Genomic DNA, 13,917 nt, shown 5'->3' on the forward strand with positions numbered 1-13,917 from the left:
TCGGCTTTTTCAGCTATATGGATCAAGCGGATTTTGCGTAAAGAACTACGGGAACGAGGTATTGAACCGAAAGGTTGAATCTTGTGAAATGCCAAGAAGCACCTATTCTAGGTGCCTCTTGTTTTGAATTGCTCTAACATCTTTATGTGCGGGTCTTAGCCTACCGTAATCTGAACAGGTTTTCCTATACGGGTTAACATATTAACCAATGCGTCAATGGTGAATTTACTTACCTTTTTATTCACAACGTCAGATACTCTTGGACGAGAAATGTGCAACACCGTTGCTACTTCAATTTGTTTCATTTTTTTATCTGCAATCCATAAAGTAATTTCTTCCATTAACTGTTCTTTGATTTGCAATGTGTTTTCTATTTCTCGTAAAGAGGTTGCATGAAGTTGCTGAGCCTCTTGCTCAGTAAAACCTAACTCAGAAAATATATTATGTCCGGCTGGAGTTACCCTACGAATTTCAGTGTCAATTTTAGTGGTCATTTGATATTTCTCCGCTGCTGGATAACTGCGTTGTATCGTACTTTAGCGATATCCTTATCATGTTTATTCGTTTGTTGAGTTTTTTTCTGAAAACTATGCAATACATAAATAGCTTCATCGAATTTAGCGACATACATAATACGATAAATACCTGCACTGTCTCTTAGCCGTATTTCTTTTACGCCAGAACCGATGTCAGAAAAGGGTTTCCAATCTTCAGGATCTATTCCATGCTGTATTCTATGAAGCTGATAGCCTGCGTCTTTACGTGCATCTGTAGGGAAGGCTAACAAATCTTCATAAGAAGAGCCAATCCAGGCAATTTCTTTCTCTGTACCGCTCCTGATTTTCGTCATAGTTTCCCTTTCTTACCTGATTGTATAAAATTTTATACAATTCTGTGCAAAGTTACAAGAATTGTCGCTTCATTTACCGTGCGCGGCATGAGTCTTTTGATTACTCAAGGATGAACATCTCTAATACTCTTTTTATATCCTCCACTTTGTGCTATCCCTGATACTTACCCAATCAACTGAATTTTATTGTCACAGCGATCACCATAGCGAAATCATCATTACGGGAGTCTTTCGCTATGGCACAAGATTATCATCATGGTGTCCGCGTGCAGGAAATCAACGAGGGCACGCGCACTATTACCACTGTCAGCACCGCTATTGTCGGGCTAGTCTGCACAGCGGATGATGCTGACACCAAAACTTTTCCCTTAAACACGCCAGTCTTGTTAACCGACGTTCTGACTGCCAGTAGTAAGGCCGGCAAAACGGGCACATTGTTCCATGCTCTGCGAGCGATTGCCGACCAGTCCAAACCCGTGACTGTTGTTGTGCGTGTGGCTCAAGGGGAAACCGAAGTCGAAACCACGTCGAATATCATTGGCGGTGTTACCGACGAGGGCAAAAAAATGGGAATGCAGGCGCTGCTTGCGGCACAAGGTCAGCTCGGTGTTAAACCACGCATTCTAGGTATACCCGGTCACGATACCCAACCTGTTGCGGCGGCTCTCGCGGGTATTGCCCAGAAATTGCGGGCAATGGCTTATGTCAACGCCTATGGCTGCAAGACCATCTCAGAGGCTATCAACTACCGCAACAACTTTAACCAGCGCGAACTGATGTTGATTTGGCCGGACTTCCTCAGTTGGGATACGGTCAAAAATAGCGAGTCTATTGCATACGCAACGGCTCGTGCGTTGGGCCTGCGTGCCAAAATCGACGAGGAAACTGGCTGGCATAAAACCCTGTCCAACGTTGGTGTTAATGGTGTGACAGGGATTTCTGCCGATGTTTTTTGGGATTTGCAAGATGTTGCCACCGATGCCAACCTACTTAACCAGAGCGCCGTTACGACCTTGATCCGCAAGGACGGTTTTCGCTTCTGGGGTTCCCGCACCTGTTCGGATGATCCACTGTTTCAGTTCGAAAGTTACACACGCACGGCGCAGGTACTGGCCGACACGATGGCTGATGCGCATATGTGGGCGATTGACAAGCCGCTGACACCTTCGCTGGTACGCGACATTATCGAAGGTATTAATGCCAAGCTGCGCGAACTGAAAGCCAATGGTTACCTGATTGACGGCCAGTGTTGGTATGACGAAAGCGCTAACACCAAGGACACCCTGAAAGCAGGCAAACTGTTCATTGATTACAACTACACGCCGATCCCGCCATTGGAAAACCTGCTGTTGCGCCAGCGCATCACTGACCAGTACCTGATGAATTTCGCCAACAGCATTAACAGCTAAGGGGCTACTCGTGGCATTACCTCGTAAACTCAAATACCTGAATTTGTTCAATGACGGCAACAATTACATCGGTGTTGTAGAAGAAATGACGCTTCCTAAACTGAGCCGTAAGCTTGAAGCCTATCGCGGCGGTGGTATGAATGGCACTGCCTCGGTGGACTTGGGGCTGGATGATGGCGCACTAGATGCCGAATTTTCTCTCGGTGGTGTCGAGTCCCAACTTTACCGACAGTGGGGTATTGAGAAAGTAGACGGTGTTTCTCTGCGCTTTAACGGCTCCTTTCAGCGTGATGATACCGGGGAAGTGATTGCGGTCGAAGTCGTGATGCGTGGCCGCTTTTCGGAATTTGACCACGGCAGCTACAAACAGGGCGACAACAGCCAGACCAAAGTCAGCGCCAAAAATACCTACTTTAAACTAACGTGGGATGGAGAAGTCCTGATCGAAATCGACACCGTTAATATGGTGGAAATCGTTGGTGGTGTTGACCGTCTGGAAGCCCACCGACGCGCCATCGGTTTGTAACAATTGAACGCTTATCATCTATAAATCACCATAGGAACATTCACCATGATTGAACAAACCCCTGTTGCCCAGCCGGAACACGCTACAGTGACATTGGAAGAACCTATTACCCGTGGTGCAACCACCATCAGCGATGTCGTTGTGCGTAAGCCCAACAGTGGCGCACTGCGTGGTGCCCGTTTGCAGGCCCTGATGGAAATGGACGTCGATTCTATGATGTTGGTTTTGCCTCGTGTCACCGCGCCGGCACTGACTAAAAATGATTTGTTGCTGATGTCGCCCGGCGATCTGATTAACCTCTGCATTGAGGTGGTTAATTTTTTGTTGCCGAAGTCGGTGAAGTCCGATTTCCAGCATCAATAACCGTTGATGAACTGGTGGCAGATATTGCCACCGTGTTTCATTGGCCGCCTGCTGTGACAACTGAGATGGGCCTGCCTGAATTGTTGGCATGGCGTTACCGGGCCATGAAACGGAGTGGGGCCGATAATGAGTGACCGAAACTTACGCTTGCAAGTTATCCTGAGTGCCGTTGATAAAATTACCCGTCCTTTCAAGAGTGCGCAGGCTTCTAACAAACGGCTGGCTGAAACCCTTCGCCAGTCGCGCCAGCAACTCCGGGAACTGAACCAGCAGGCCGGACGGATCGATGGTTTTCGCAAGGTAAAGCACCAATTGCTAGAAACCCGGCAGGTTTACCGCAGCGCTACCGAACGCGTGGCAGCACTGAACCGTGAAATTAACGCCAGTCAGAACCCGACACAGGCCCAAATCAACCAGCTACAGCGGGCAAAAAACGCAGCCAGGCAGTTCGAGGAAAAAAATCAATCCCTGAGTCAGTCCCTGCAACGTCAGCGTGATGCCTTGCGCGCCAGCGGTATCTCAACTAACCAGCTTGGACAGGCGCAGAGACGGATAAACGCGGACATCAACCACACAACCAATATGCTCCAGCAACAGGAGCAGCAGCTTGGGCGTTTGAGACAGCAAGAACAACGGTTGGCTAATGCCCGCTCTCGCTACCAAAAAATGAAAGATGTGCATAACCAAATGACGGCAACCGGTGCTGCGGCAACGGCAGCGGGTGTTGGTGCGCTCTATGGTGCTAAACGGGTGATGATGCCGGGTTATGACTTTGACGTGGGGATGTCGAAGGTGCAAGCGCTGACCCGTCTGGATAAGCATTCTCCTGAACTAAAAAAATTGCAGGAGCAGGCGCGGCATTTAGGCGCAACAACGGCATTCACCGCCAATCAGGTCGCGCAGGGACAGAGTTTTTATGCAATGGCCGGCTTTACTCCAGACCAGATACGATCAGCCATGCCTGGTACATTGGCGATGTCATTGGCGGGTGATACCGATTTAGCCGCGACGGCGGACATTGGTTCCAATATCCTGACGGGTTTTAAGCTGAAATCCGAAGAAATGGGGCGGGTGAGTGACGTACTAGTGGGTGCTTTTACTCGTTCTAACACTAATCTGATGATGCTGGGTGACACCATGAAGTATGTCGCCCCTGTAGCGGCAGGCTTAGGGGTTGATATTGAAACCGCCGCTGCGGCGACGGGTAAGCTCGGTGATGCCGGTATTCAGGGTAGTATGGCGGGTACCTCCCTAAGATCCATTTTAGGACGACTGGCTGAACCGCCTGTTGCTGCCGCGAAAGCGTTGGCAAAACTGAACATTCAGACTAAGGATGCCAAGGGTAATCTCCGTGCCTTGCCGGATATCCTGACTGAGCTGGACAAGAAAACGACTAAAATGGGTAACGCTCAGCGTGCCGGCATTTTCAAAGCCATTGCCGGGGAAGAAGCCTTTTCCGCTCTGTCGGTATTGGCTGAAAGAGCCGGTACGGGGGAATTGCAGAAATTCATCAAAGAATTGAAGAACGCCCAAGGTGAGGCCAGGAAAGTCGCCGATACTATGACTAATAACCTTGACGGCGACCTGAAAAGTCTGTCATCGGCGTGGGAAGATATCGGTATTCAAATTTTTGGCGGTGTGAACAGTCCCTTGCGTGGGATCACCCAGCGTATCACCAAAATTATCAGTAAAACGGGTGAGTGGATGAAGGCCAACCCTGAACTGACCAAAACGTTAACAATGGTGAGTATCGGGCTGGGTATTATTTTGACGGTTTTTGGTGCGATTACGCTGGCATTGGTTGCTCTGTTGGGACCACTGGCAATCGTTAAATTTGGCCTGTCAGTGTTGGGTATCAAGGGAGCAGGTTCAATGCTACGTCTTGGTAACGTGTTTTCCTATATTGGGAAAATGGCGATGTGGCTGGGGCATGTTATGTGGACAAACCCCATTTTAGCGGTTATCGGTTTGATTGCTGTGGGCGCTTACCTGATCTGGAAATATTGGGACAAACTCGGCCCGTGGTTCCAGAACTTATGGAACAACATTTCGAACTCTGTTTCCACCACATGGGAAAACATCAAACAGCGGGCATTAGCCAAATGGAATGAGCTGGTCGCTGACACGAAAAAAATTCCGTCCGAATTTAAGAAGATTGGCGGTGAGTTTGTTGAAAATCTTAAGGCAGGCATTGAGGAAAAATGGGAATCCCTGAAAAAGAAATTCTCCGAACTGGGCAAGATGGTTAAAGACGCCTTGACTCCTGACTTTATGCAGGAAGAAAACCAAGATCCCAAGCAAAAGGCGGCATTGAATGCTTATAAGGAAGCTACCGGTCCGATTGGCGGCATACTGGCGGGTGGATTCGATAAAGGTGGTTACATCCCGACGGGCAAGATTGGTATCGTGGGGGAATATGGCCCGGAGATCATCAATGGCCCCGCCCGCGTCACTAGTCGCCGTCAAACGGCTGCATTGGCGACAATCGCGGCCCTATCTGTAGGGGCAGTCTCGCCAGTCAGCGCCCAAAATGCTCCGTTGCATCCATACAGTTTGCCCGCGTCACAGTATCAGACATCGGTTGTTTCAGTTGCTAACCAGATCCAGGACAACAGACGATCCATTTATGAAATTCATATACACGCCGTTCCCGCACAATCCGCACAGGATATTGCTCAGGCGGTGGCTCGTGAACTGGATCGCCGTGAGCAACAACAACGCGCCCGCGCTCGTAGCTCATTTTCTGATAGAGAGGACTTTTATTCATGATGGCCGCATTGGGTTTATTTGTCTTTATGCTGAAAACCACGCCATACCAGAGCTTGCAACACCAACAATCATGGCGCTATGGATTTAACAATCGGGTGGGTGCCCGTCCTGCTTTCCAGTTTATGGGGCCAAATAACGATACTATTATACTGTCCGGCACCCTGTACCCTGAAATCACCGGCGGCCGGTTGTCCTTGCTGGCCCTGCAATTGATGGCTGAGAGTGGCAAGGCATGGTCATTTCTGGATGGTAGCGGCACGATTTACGGCATGTTTATTATTGAAAGTATCGACCAGACCAAAAGTGAATTTTTTATCGACGGTACCGCTCGTAAAATTGACTTTACCGTCACGTTGCGCCGTGTGGATGACAATTTAGGGGAGATGTTCGGCGACCTTCGCACCCAAATGACTGACTTGAAAACCCGTGTCACACACAAATTGGGCGGGCTATTTTCATGATTTCTTTACCTGATATGCTAAAACTAGATTGGGTAACCGGCAAAACTAATACACCTGTGTATGTTCTCAGTGCTGGTGACAAAAATGTCAATGCCCGCATTCAGTCACGGTTAATTTCCCTGAATCTAACCGACAATCGGGGTTTTGAGGCTGACCAGTTGGATATTGAACTGAATGATAGCGATGGTCTGTTATCTCTGCCTCGTCGTGGGACGGAGTTATCTCTGCATCTGGGCTGGCAGGGGGAATCACTGATCCACAAAGGTAAATTTATTGTGGATGAAATCGAATACAGTGGTGCGCCGGACAAGATAATCATCCGTGCCCGTAGTGCAGATTTTCGGGCGACGCTTAATATCAATCGCGAGGTGGCTTATCACCAGAAAACGATCAACGATATTGTGCACACTATTGCCGTGCGTAACGATTTGACGCCGAAAGTGGACAAAATGCTAGCCAACATCACCCTCAGTCATATTGACCAGACTAGCGAATCCGACGGCAATTTTCTAACCCGGTTGGCAAAACAGGAGGGTGCCATTGTCATGATCAAGAATGGCTATTTGCTTTTTATCCGACAGGGGCAGAACAAAGCCGCCAGCGGGCAGTCCCTGCCTTCGGTTATCATTACCCGGCAGTCTGGAGACGGTCACCGTTTTTCACTGGCTGACCGGGGCGCTTACACCGGCGTTTCCGCCAGTTGGCTTAATATCCGTAACCCGAAGCAAAAAGAGAATATCACTGTCAAAAGCAAGCGAAGTAAGACCAATCAGCAGCAAGAAGAGAAAAAACAGGACCATTATCTGGTTGGCAGTGAGGGCAACGTTTTTGTGATGAAGCACATCTATGCTAACAAGGCCAAGGCCGAACGTGCAGCTAAAGCAGAATGGGAGAAAATTCAGCGCGGTGTTGCTTCGTTCTCAATCCAACTGGCAAAGGGGCGGCCAGAGTTGTTCCCTGAAATGAAAGTCAGAGTGAGCGGCTTTAAGCCCGAAATCGACACGGCAGACTGGACGCTGGTGACTGTCACACACACACTGAATGACAATGGATTAACGTCATCCTTGCAATTGGAAGTGAAAATTTCTGATTCAGATATGATATAGTTGCTTTAGTGCCAGTTTCAGCTATGGCAACCTGTTTGTTGAGGTACTCGCGTTATGATGAGATGCCCCTTATGCGGCCACGCCGCCCACACTCGCAGCAGTTTTGAACACACAACCCAAACTAAGGAACGTTACAACCAGTGCCAAAATATTAATTGTGGCTCAACGTTTGTTAGTCATGAAACCTTTGTGCGGTTCGTCACCAAGCCGACATTGATTGAAGCGGTTCCACCGCATCCTGATAGTGGACAACAGACCGTGCTGGTATTCTGAACGAATAGTTGTCGATGAGTAAATAATTAAAAAAAGCGTTCCATTATTTATAGTGGGGCGCTTTTTTTATGTGAAAAATATTTTTTCTGAGGGGCTTCGGTGTGGTGGGGAAAGGATTTATCCCATAGTCGCCTTAAACTATATTCAATTTTCAGGTGCGTGTCTGTAATTCACTAAAATCTGATGGATAGCTAAAACAGCATCAGAAAAATCATCATCTACAATATAAAAATAACATTCAGGAACGTTTAACACTTTGGAAAATGCGCACATTATTTCAAAGGTTGGCTGATGCGTTCCATTTTCATACTGTGACACTCTCGCTCGTGCTGACTTTTCATCTATGCCAGCCGCAATTCCGAGTTTTTCTTGCGTGATATTTGCACGTAAACGAGCTGCTTTTAAACGTTTGTTAATCATAAAGTTAACCGTCAGTTATTAGAAATATAGCTGACGATATATGTAACATTTCTTAGTGCTTTTTTTGTCAAAACTTACTTAACAACAGTCTTAATGTTTAATTTGTTATTTATGATAATTAAAGATTTAATTGCTATATATTTTATTTAATCTGGTTTGTTTTTGCAAAAATGGCTTGTGTATAAATTTTTTGGCAAGGTGAAGTAGCATGAAGATTAGTTACCAAGAACGAATATTTTTGATGCTTGAGCACGTTATTTTAGCTATGAACATGTAAAGTCAAATCATTAACGATAGTCACATATATTTTCTTTAAGAATGTTGACGTAATGTTTAGTATTTCTTAACATGAATCGTGTTAAGGAATTCTTAGCAGAAAAATTAAATGAATCGAAAGGAAGACTATCATGAATAAAACAATCTCTGGTGACTGGCATCCAGCAGATATTATTGCAGCTCTAAAGAAACAGGGAACAAATCTTTCAGCCGTATCACGTAAAGCGGGATTAGCGTCATCCACATTAAGTAACGCGCTATATCGCCCGTGGCCAAGAGGAGAAAATCTGATTGCCACCGAACTGGGTTTACATCCATCTGATATTTGGCCATCGCGTGGAAGGTAGAGAAGGGTGAACTCAAGCCAATGGCGCTGGGTACGGTTAGCGCCATTATTGGGTGTCAGTGCTATCTCAAACAGTACTCAATTTTTAGAAGTGTGTTTGTAATTCACTAAAATCTGATGAATAGCCAAAACGACATCAGAAAAATCATCATCTACAATATAAAAATAACATTCAGGAACGTTTAATACCTTGGAAAACGCACACATTGTTTCAAAGGTTGGCTGATGAGTTCCATTTTCATACTGTGATACTCTCGCTCGTGCTGACTTTTCATCTATGCCAGCCGCAATCCCTAGTTTTTCCTGCGTGATCTTTGCACGCAAACGAGCGGCTTTTAAACGCTTGTTAATCATAAAATTAACCGTCAGTTATTAAAGATGTAGTTGACGATATATGTAACATTTCTTAATGATTTTTTTGTCAAAACTTACTTAACAAAAATCATATAGTGTTAACGGCACTAACAGTAATCATTTAGCTATTAAAGAATATTATAGTGTTTAGTAACTTTGCTAAAGAATTTGCTAGGTAAGTACCACATTACGTACATTTAAGGGACATCTCAGGATTCGGAAAATAAAGCACGTTAATTCGGCAACAGTGGTCGTAGTGGTCTATGCTGTTGCGCCAGAGGTAATCCCCAGCTAGGTTGATATGCTCCTACCCCAGCGATAACAGATACTGCAATAGTGACTTATCGAGGGTACTTTCCTGTTCGGCCTTGATAAATGAAGATGGTTCAACCGTAAAGGTGGTCGTCGCCAACTGACGTGGAAAAATCTGAATCTGATCCTGAAAATGCTGGGTTATCCAACGAAATGGAAAACCCGATCAATATTCAGGGCTCGCTGAATATGTGTGGGGGTTCTGATCTATGCGGTAGTTCCGCATGTCCGGTTCTAAGGAGGGGTCCGTTTGGGTAACCAGCGGGTCTACTCAACTCAAACCCCAATTAACAAACTTAAGAAGCAAAAAGCGACGTCATTGTTTGACATCATAATGGAGCCAAAGTAGAATGATGTCATTAAATGACGTCAATGGGATGAAAGATGATTAAGGTTAAAGAGCTGAGTTCAAAGCACCGCAAGACCCTTGCGGATGTGCTGACCATCCCGCCGAAATCCGGCATAAAATGGGATGATGTAGTCAGCCTGATTAACAAACTGGGGGGGAAGATCAAGAACGGCAACGGATCACGCCGGAAGTTTATCCTCATGGGCTCAGTCTATCAGACTCATCAACCTCATCCTGGTAACGTAATGGATAAAGGCGCAGTAAATGGCCTTCGTGAGTGGTTCGAAAATGTAATAGGAGTCGAACATGATTAAAAGCAACAATATTATGACTATCGACGGCCATCCTGCTTCTGTTACCTACGAAGCAGAAATTAGGGCCTTTCGCGGCAAATTTCTGGATGTCACCGGATATTGTGATTTCGTATCAAACAGTATTGACGGGCTTGAAAAAGAGGGACAAATCTCACTGGCTGAATATATAGAAACGTGCGAGGAAGAGGGAATTAACCCATTCAAGGAAGAGGGCAAGCTAAAATCTTTTACTCTTCGTTATCCTGGCTGGTTGGAAGCTCGCTTGACTGCGGTGACAATATCACACGCAGTCTCAAAGAACCAGTTCATAGTTCAGCTGCTTGAGCGGGAACTTCAATAAAATAGGTAACGCCGGACAGTGACAAAACTTGTTTTTATTGCTGTTTGGGGTTGTTGGGGTCTACTCAACCACCCCAGCGATAACAGATACTGCAATAGTGACTTATCGAGGATACTTTCCTGTTCGGCTTTGATAGATGAAAAAGCCTACAGTATGTAGGATTGATAGATCTGTTAAGGTGATGGTTAACTTTTAATTAATTATTTCTTATGAAAGTAGTTTGTGGTGAAAGCCCCGTTTAAGGGGCTTTGTCGTCAATGTGGACATTGGGTGGACGATGATAGAAAAAGTATATTTATTTTCAATATATTATGGGTTGTATGTAGACACCATCCCTGTCTTTTCCCCCGCCTTATGGCGGGATTTTTTTATCTGGCTAAGATTAATTCACTTTAAAATCAACCAGATAAAAGTTTTACAAGCAACTGTAAGTAGCGTGGAAATTTTCAAGTGTGGACACTTTTGAGTGCTACGGTTGCTTATGATTGCTAAATTTCCATGCCGCCATTCAGTGGGTTTAACGTGATTGCAAATTGCAAATAGTCGGGTGCCAGATGAGCATACGCCATAGTTTGTTGTATATTGGCATGACCGAGTATTTGTTGCAGTGCAACAATGTTTCCACCTTTCATCACAAAATGACTCGCGAATGTGTGGCGTAGAACGTGCGTTGCTTGGAGTTCTGTCAATAACTGTACGGAGGGTGACAGTACGGCCAGAGGCGGTGATCAGTTAGTGGAAAAAGTTATCGATTATGCGGATTCAATTGGCATGGATTTTAGCCGGGCTATGGCGAATTCATTAATCGTCGGAGGAAAAATCAACATAGGTGAGCAGTCGTTCAAGTTATGGACGGATGGCAGTTTTATTCCGATAGAAACGGAATGTCAGAAAGAAGCACGTCGCGATTTGCTATGGCAGCGGATTAAGAATATTGGTGAATTAAACAGTATTCAATTTTTAGAAGTGTGTTTGTAATTCACTAAAATCTGATGAATAGCTAAAACAACATCAGAAAAATCATCATCTACAATATAAAAATAGCATTCAGGAACGTTTAATACCTTGGAAAACGCACACATTGTTTCAAAGGTTGGCTGATGAGTTCCATTTTCATACTGTGATACTCTCGCTCGTGCTGACTTTTCATCTATGCCAGCTGCAATCCCTAGTTTTTCTTGCGTGATCTTTGCACGCAAACGAGCGGCTTTTAAACGTTTGTTAATCATAAAATTAACCGTCAGTTATTAAAGATGTAGTTGACGATATATGTAACATTTCTTAGTGCTTTCTTTGTCAAAATTTACTTAACAATATTATGAATATTTAACTTGTCATTCAGGGCAGTGATCGGGTAGCTGCGATAACCGCCAACAAATGTGGGTTACACTGGCCTTCACATTTGTTAGCTTTATTACTATTGCTTAATGCTTTGAAGTGAGCTGCGGCGTTTTGTCATTGTCACCGTATAGAACGATCCCTGATGTGTCGATCTCATCTTTCAGTTGGCGCAAGTCGTAGTTCGTCTGTAAGCGCATCCAAAACGCTGGATTACTCCCCAGCGCAGCAGACAGTCGGATGGCAAGTGCCGGGGTTAACGCCGTTTTGCCCGAAAGAAAGCGGGAAACCGTCGCTGGAGTTACGCCGATGTTTTTAGCAAACTGGCGAACGCCAACCCCTAAATCCTCCAGCATGTTGGATACCATAACGCCCGGATGAGAAACAATAGCCTGTCTCATTAGTGATAATCCTCCAGGTTTAAAATGTCAGCATCACCATTTTTAAATTCGAATGTGATGCGCTAGTTAGCTCTGACAGTAATTGACCATATGTCAGCCCGATCCCCTTTCAAGGGGTGTAACTTGTAGGCATGAATATTTAAATCTTCTATCATGCTAGCCGTGTCGATGGCCTGTAAGCGGTCATTGATTCGTACAGCATCCTGCGCCGGGATGCCTGAAATGACCCCTTTTTCAAAAAGTTGTTTCAGCCCTTTGGATTTAAATGACTTAATCATTTGTTCCCGTCCTTGTTACACCATACGCTGCTGTTACATGGCATGCAACGCCAACAATAAATAACCAAGGGCCATATCCTCAAATCTCAAAAAATTTTGTAGACAATGGTTGCGTTAACTAATTGCTATTTGAGGAAATTTGGCAATAGCTTTTTGCAATGGATAAACTACTGATCTATCGGTCAGAAGAATGGGATTACATAAACGAATGTTTTTGTTCTTATGGTTGGTGTAGAGAAAAGTTGGCAGTTATCGTAGCTACCCGGCAACTACTTATTTTAATGATAATTAAAGATTTAGTTGCTATATGTTTTATTTGATCTGGTTGATTTATACAAAGGTGGCTTGTGTATAAATTTTTTGGCAAGGTGAAGTGACATGAATATCAGTTACTAAAAACGAATATTTTTTGTGCTTGAGCACGTTATTTTAGCTATGAACGATTTCAGCAATATTTGACGTGTGAAGATCTTGAAAAGATACAACGTGCAATAATCAAAATCATCGGCGCATCAAATCTTATCGGTAAATCTGAAAGTTGACTTTTGGATGCTATCAACTAGAGTATGATTATTCCCCATGAGGGCTTTGTTAAAAATTTCTCCCGCAAAGGGCTTATAACCCCTCATACATATATGAGGGGTTTCAAACTGCTGACAAACTTCGTTGAAAATAACAGAGTTTGTTTCTTTTGTGATGGATTATAATGTAATGTCTCCATTTTCCTCATTAACCCGGCCTAATCCCCCGCTAGGGCGTTATTTTCACTTCCCCTGCCATAAAATGTTTGTTCTCCAGAAATAAAAACAATAAAGCATTGCGATTAGCAATGGCAGCTCGCAGGACGAGACAGCTACGCTGGCTTGATGCACAGCACAACGTAGCACCCGCCCGCTCAAAGAAGATGACGGGGGTGATTCATCTGTTGATGAAGGATACGCGCAATCAGAATATCGGTATCCCGGATAGTATAGAAAACCGTGTGGCGGTGAAACTCAACCCGCATTACACCTGGGACAGATGGGTATTCCCTCCCTATATGTGGCATCTCAGCTAGCGTGTCAAAAAATGCTTCCAGTGCCTCCGTATAATGGTCAGCCTGAGCTTCACCTGTATAATCATAAATCCCAGCAAAATCTTCAGCAGCCTGATCCGTGAGCTTATACATTATGTCTGCGTTTCCGTTGTTCCGCTATATCCCGTAGGGTCAGCGAGCTTTCCCCACTTTCCAAGCCAGCAATAACCGCCTTGCGTACAATCTCATCGTAAGCTTCTTGTTGCTCCAGCAAACGCAGCGCTGAACGCATAACTTCACTGGCATTTCCATAACGGCCACTTTCAATCATGCGCTGTACGAACCCGTCAAGCTGCTCGCCCATACTAACAGTAGTAATTTTTCTCATATCTCACCGATGTATTAATAGTTAATACA

Annotated in this window: 20 protein-coding genes and 2 pseudogenes; 12 read left to right on the forward strand and 10 right to left on the reverse strand. The window is 45.0% G+C overall.

Annotated elements, in window-relative coordinates:
- Window positions 1-155: 155 nt before the first annotated feature.
- Window positions 156-494 (reverse strand): helix-turn-helix domain-containing protein, encoded by a 339-nt coding sequence (locus tag EAE91_RS16440; RefSeq protein WP_214089439.1) that lies wholly within the window; start codon window positions 492-494, stop codon window positions 156-158.
- On the reverse strand, window positions 491-850 hold the full coding sequence (locus EAE91_RS16445; RefSeq protein ID WP_214089440.1) for a type II toxin-antitoxin system RelE/ParE family toxin: 360 nt from the start codon (window positions 848-850) through the stop codon (window positions 491-493). The genes EAE91_RS16440 and EAE91_RS16445 overlap by 4 nt, the downstream gene beginning before the upstream one ends.
- A gap of 236 nt (window positions 851-1,086) precedes the next feature.
- Between EAE91_RS16445 and EAE91_RS16450 the strand changes: the two genes are divergently transcribed.
- From EAE91_RS16450 to EAE91_RS16485, 8 genes are read left to right on the forward strand one after another with little or no spacing between them, the layout of a single operon-like run.
- On the forward strand, window positions 1,087-2,259 hold the full coding sequence (locus tag EAE91_RS16450; RefSeq protein ID WP_214089441.1) for a phage tail sheath protein: 1,173 nt from the start codon (window positions 1,087-1,089) through the stop codon (window positions 2,257-2,259).
- Window positions 2,260-2,269: 10 nt separating this feature from the next.
- Window positions 2,270-2,785: a phage major tail tube protein gene (locus tag EAE91_RS16455; protein ID WP_036811406.1), complete on the forward strand. Its 516-nt coding sequence runs from the start codon at window positions 2,270-2,272 to the stop codon at window positions 2,783-2,785.
- 45 nt (window positions 2,786-2,830) lie between these two features.
- Complete coding sequence (locus tag EAE91_RS16460; protein ID WP_214089442.1) at window positions 2,831-3,148, forward strand: phage tail assembly protein; 318 nt, start codon at window positions 2,831-2,833, stop codon at window positions 3,146-3,148.
- A 14-nt stretch (window positions 3,149-3,162) separates the two neighbouring features.
- The gene (locus EAE91_RS16465; RefSeq protein WP_051560792.1) at window positions 3,163-3,282 is read left to right on the forward strand and encodes a GpE family phage tail protein; all 120 of its coding nucleotides are present in this window, start codon (window positions 3,163-3,165) and stop codon (window positions 3,280-3,282) included.
- A complete protein-coding gene (locus tag EAE91_RS16470; protein ID WP_214089443.1) occupies window positions 3,275-5,917 on the forward strand; it encodes a phage tail tape measure protein in 2,643 nt (880 codons plus the stop codon). The genes EAE91_RS16465 and EAE91_RS16470 overlap by 8 nt, the downstream gene beginning before the upstream one ends.
- Window positions 5,914-6,378, forward strand: a complete 465-nt coding sequence (locus EAE91_RS16475) for a phage tail protein (RefSeq protein ID WP_149616301.1) — start codon at window positions 5,914-5,916, stop codon at window positions 6,376-6,378. The genes EAE91_RS16470 and EAE91_RS16475 overlap by 4 nt, the downstream gene beginning before the upstream one ends.
- Window positions 6,375-7,484: a phage late control D family protein gene (locus EAE91_RS16480; RefSeq protein ID WP_244868885.1), complete on the forward strand. Its 1,110-nt coding sequence runs from the start codon at window positions 6,375-6,377 to the stop codon at window positions 7,482-7,484. The genes EAE91_RS16475 and EAE91_RS16480 overlap by 4 nt, the downstream gene beginning before the upstream one ends.
- Before the next feature lie 54 nt (window positions 7,485-7,538).
- The gene (locus EAE91_RS16485; protein ID WP_149616300.1) at window positions 7,539-7,757 is read left to right on the forward strand and encodes an ogr/Delta-like zinc finger family protein; all 219 of its coding nucleotides are present in this window, start codon (window positions 7,539-7,541) and stop codon (window positions 7,755-7,757) included.
- Window positions 7,758-7,901: 144 nt separating this feature from the next.
- Here the strand turns inward: EAE91_RS16485 and EAE91_RS16490 are convergent, their stop codons facing one another.
- On the reverse strand, window positions 7,902-8,177 hold the full coding sequence (locus EAE91_RS16490; protein WP_036811420.1) for a helix-turn-helix domain-containing protein: 276 nt from the start codon (window positions 8,175-8,177) through the stop codon (window positions 7,902-7,904).
- Window positions 8,178-8,584: 407 nt separating this feature from the next.
- On the opposite strand from EAE91_RS16490, the gene EAE91_RS16495 reads away from it, so the two are divergent.
- A complete protein-coding gene (locus tag EAE91_RS16495) occupies window positions 8,585-8,800 on the forward strand; it encodes a helix-turn-helix domain-containing protein (RefSeq protein ID WP_036811423.1) in 216 nt (71 codons plus the stop codon).
- A 77-nt stretch (window positions 8,801-8,877) separates the two neighbouring features.
- Here the strand turns inward: EAE91_RS16495 and EAE91_RS16500 are convergent, their stop codons facing one another.
- Entirely contained in the window at window positions 8,878-9,153 is a 276-nt protein-coding gene (locus EAE91_RS16500; RefSeq protein WP_214089444.1) for a helix-turn-helix domain-containing protein, read from the reverse strand.
- A gap of 696 nt (window positions 9,154-9,849) precedes the next feature.
- Between EAE91_RS16500 and EAE91_RS16505 the strand changes: the two genes are divergently transcribed.
- Window positions 9,850-10,128, forward strand: coding sequence for a type II toxin-antitoxin system HicA family toxin (locus EAE91_RS16505; RefSeq protein WP_023045644.1), 279 nt, complete (start codon window positions 9,850-9,852; stop codon window positions 10,126-10,128).
- On the forward strand, window positions 10,121-10,468 hold the full coding sequence (locus tag EAE91_RS16510) for a type II toxin-antitoxin system HicB family antitoxin (RefSeq protein ID WP_065388623.1): 348 nt from the start codon (window positions 10,121-10,123) through the stop codon (window positions 10,466-10,468). The genes EAE91_RS16505 and EAE91_RS16510 overlap by 8 nt, the downstream gene beginning before the upstream one ends.
- Before the next feature lie 488 nt (window positions 10,469-10,956).
- On the opposite strand, the pseudogene EAE91_RS16515 reads toward EAE91_RS16510, so the two are convergent.
- Window positions 10,957-11,145: pseudogene (locus EAE91_RS16515) on the reverse strand (tyrosine-type recombinase/integrase); the annotation flags it as partial.
- Here EAE91_RS16515 and EAE91_RS16520 point away from each other — a divergent pair.
- Window positions 11,120-11,446 (forward strand): hypothetical protein, encoded by a 327-nt coding sequence (locus tag EAE91_RS16520; RefSeq protein ID WP_214089483.1) that lies wholly within the window; start codon window positions 11,120-11,122, stop codon window positions 11,444-11,446. The pseudogene EAE91_RS16515 and the gene EAE91_RS16520 overlap by 26 nt on opposite strands.
- Here the strand turns inward: EAE91_RS16520 and EAE91_RS16525 are convergent.
- The 5 genes and pseudogenes from EAE91_RS16525 to EAE91_RS16545 all read right to left on the reverse strand — a co-directional run bounded on the left by EAE91_RS16525 (window position 11,422) and on the right by EAE91_RS16545 (window position 13,888).
- Complete coding sequence (locus tag EAE91_RS16525; RefSeq protein ID WP_214089444.1) at window positions 11,422-11,697, reverse strand: helix-turn-helix domain-containing protein; 276 nt, start codon at window positions 11,695-11,697, stop codon at window positions 11,422-11,424. The genes EAE91_RS16520 and EAE91_RS16525 overlap by 25 nt on opposite strands.
- A 195-nt stretch (window positions 11,698-11,892) precedes the next feature.
- Entirely contained in the window at window positions 11,893-12,207 is a 315-nt protein-coding gene (locus EAE91_RS16530) for a HigA family addiction module antitoxin (RefSeq protein ID WP_214089445.1), read from the reverse strand.
- Window positions 12,207-12,485: pseudogene (locus tag EAE91_RS16535) on the reverse strand (type II toxin-antitoxin system RelE/ParE family toxin). The gene EAE91_RS16530 and the pseudogene EAE91_RS16535 overlap by 1 nt, the downstream one beginning before the upstream one ends.
- Before the next feature lie 895 nt (window positions 12,486-13,380).
- Complete coding sequence (locus EAE91_RS16540) at window positions 13,381-13,653, reverse strand: type II toxin-antitoxin system RelE/ParE family toxin (RefSeq protein ID WP_214089446.1); 273 nt, start codon at window positions 13,651-13,653, stop codon at window positions 13,381-13,383.
- Window positions 13,646-13,888 (reverse strand): type II toxin-antitoxin system ParD family antitoxin, encoded by a 243-nt coding sequence (locus tag EAE91_RS16545; RefSeq protein ID WP_036780161.1) that lies wholly within the window; start codon window positions 13,886-13,888, stop codon window positions 13,646-13,648. The genes EAE91_RS16540 and EAE91_RS16545 overlap by 8 nt, the downstream gene beginning before the upstream one ends.
- Window positions 13,889-13,917: the final 29 nt, after the last annotated feature.

The sequence above is a fragment of the Photorhabdus noenieputensis genome (assembly GCF_018448935.1).
Classification (GTDB): domain Bacteria; phylum Pseudomonadota; class Gammaproteobacteria; order Enterobacterales; family Enterobacteriaceae; genus Photorhabdus; species Photorhabdus noenieputensis.

What these genes read in the sequence shown, in the direction of transcription:
- EAE91_RS16440 (WP_214089439.1), bottom strand. Translation starts at nt 494, where the DNA reads ATGACCACTAAAATTGACACTGAAATTCGTAGGGTAACTCCAGCCGGA.
- EAE91_RS16445 (WP_214089440.1), bottom strand. Translation starts at nt 850, where the DNA reads ATGACGAAAATCAGGAGCGGTACAGAGAAAGAAATTGCCTGGATTGGC.
- EAE91_RS16450 (WP_214089441.1), top strand. Translation starts at nt 1,087, where the DNA reads ATGGCACAAGATTATCATCATGGTGTCCGCGTGCAGGAAATCAACGAG.
- EAE91_RS16460 (WP_214089442.1), top strand. Translation starts at nt 2,831, where the DNA reads ATGATTGAACAAACCCCTGTTGCCCAGCCGGAACACGCTACAGTGACA.
- EAE91_RS16470 (WP_214089443.1), top strand. Translation starts at nt 3,275, where the DNA reads ATGAGTGACCGAAACTTACGCTTGCAAGTTATCCTGAGTGCCGTTGAT.
- EAE91_RS16475 (WP_149616301.1), top strand. Translation starts at nt 5,914, where the DNA reads ATGATGGCCGCATTGGGTTTATTTGTCTTTATGCTGAAAACCACGCCA.
- EAE91_RS16480 (WP_244868885.1), top strand. Translation starts at nt 6,375, where the DNA reads ATGATTTCTTTACCTGATATGCTAAAACTAGATTGGGTAACCGGCAAA.
- EAE91_RS16485 (WP_149616300.1), top strand. Translation starts at nt 7,539, where the DNA reads ATGATGAGATGCCCCTTATGCGGCCACGCCGCCCACACTCGCAGCAGT.
- EAE91_RS16490 (WP_036811420.1), bottom strand. Translation starts at nt 8,177, where the DNA reads ATGATTAACAAACGTTTAAAAGCAGCTCGTTTACGTGCAAATATCACG.
- EAE91_RS16495 (WP_036811423.1), top strand. Translation starts at nt 8,585, where the DNA reads ATGAATAAAACAATCTCTGGTGACTGGCATCCAGCAGATATTATTGCA.
- EAE91_RS16500 (WP_214089444.1), bottom strand. Translation starts at nt 9,153, where the DNA reads ATGATTAACAAGCGTTTAAAAGCCGCTCGTTTGCGTGCAAAGATCACG.
- EAE91_RS16505 (WP_023045644.1), top strand. Translation starts at nt 9,850, where the DNA reads ATGATTAAGGTTAAAGAGCTGAGTTCAAAGCACCGCAAGACCCTTGCG.
- EAE91_RS16510 (WP_065388623.1), top strand. Translation starts at nt 10,121, where the DNA reads ATGATTAAAAGCAACAATATTATGACTATCGACGGCCATCCTGCTTCT.
- EAE91_RS16525 (WP_214089444.1), bottom strand. Translation starts at nt 11,697, where the DNA reads ATGATTAACAAACGTTTAAAAGCCGCTCGTTTGCGTGCAAAGATCACG.
- EAE91_RS16530 (WP_214089445.1), bottom strand. Translation starts at nt 12,207, where the DNA reads ATGAGACAGGCTATTGTTTCTCATCCGGGCGTTATGGTATCCAACATG.
- EAE91_RS16540 (WP_214089446.1), bottom strand. Translation starts at nt 13,653, where the DNA reads ATGTATAAGCTCACGGATCAGGCTGCTGAAGATTTTGCTGGGATTTAT.
- EAE91_RS16545 (WP_036780161.1), bottom strand. Translation starts at nt 13,888, where the DNA reads ATGAGAAAAATTACTACTGTTAGTATGGGCGAGCAGCTTGACGGGTTC.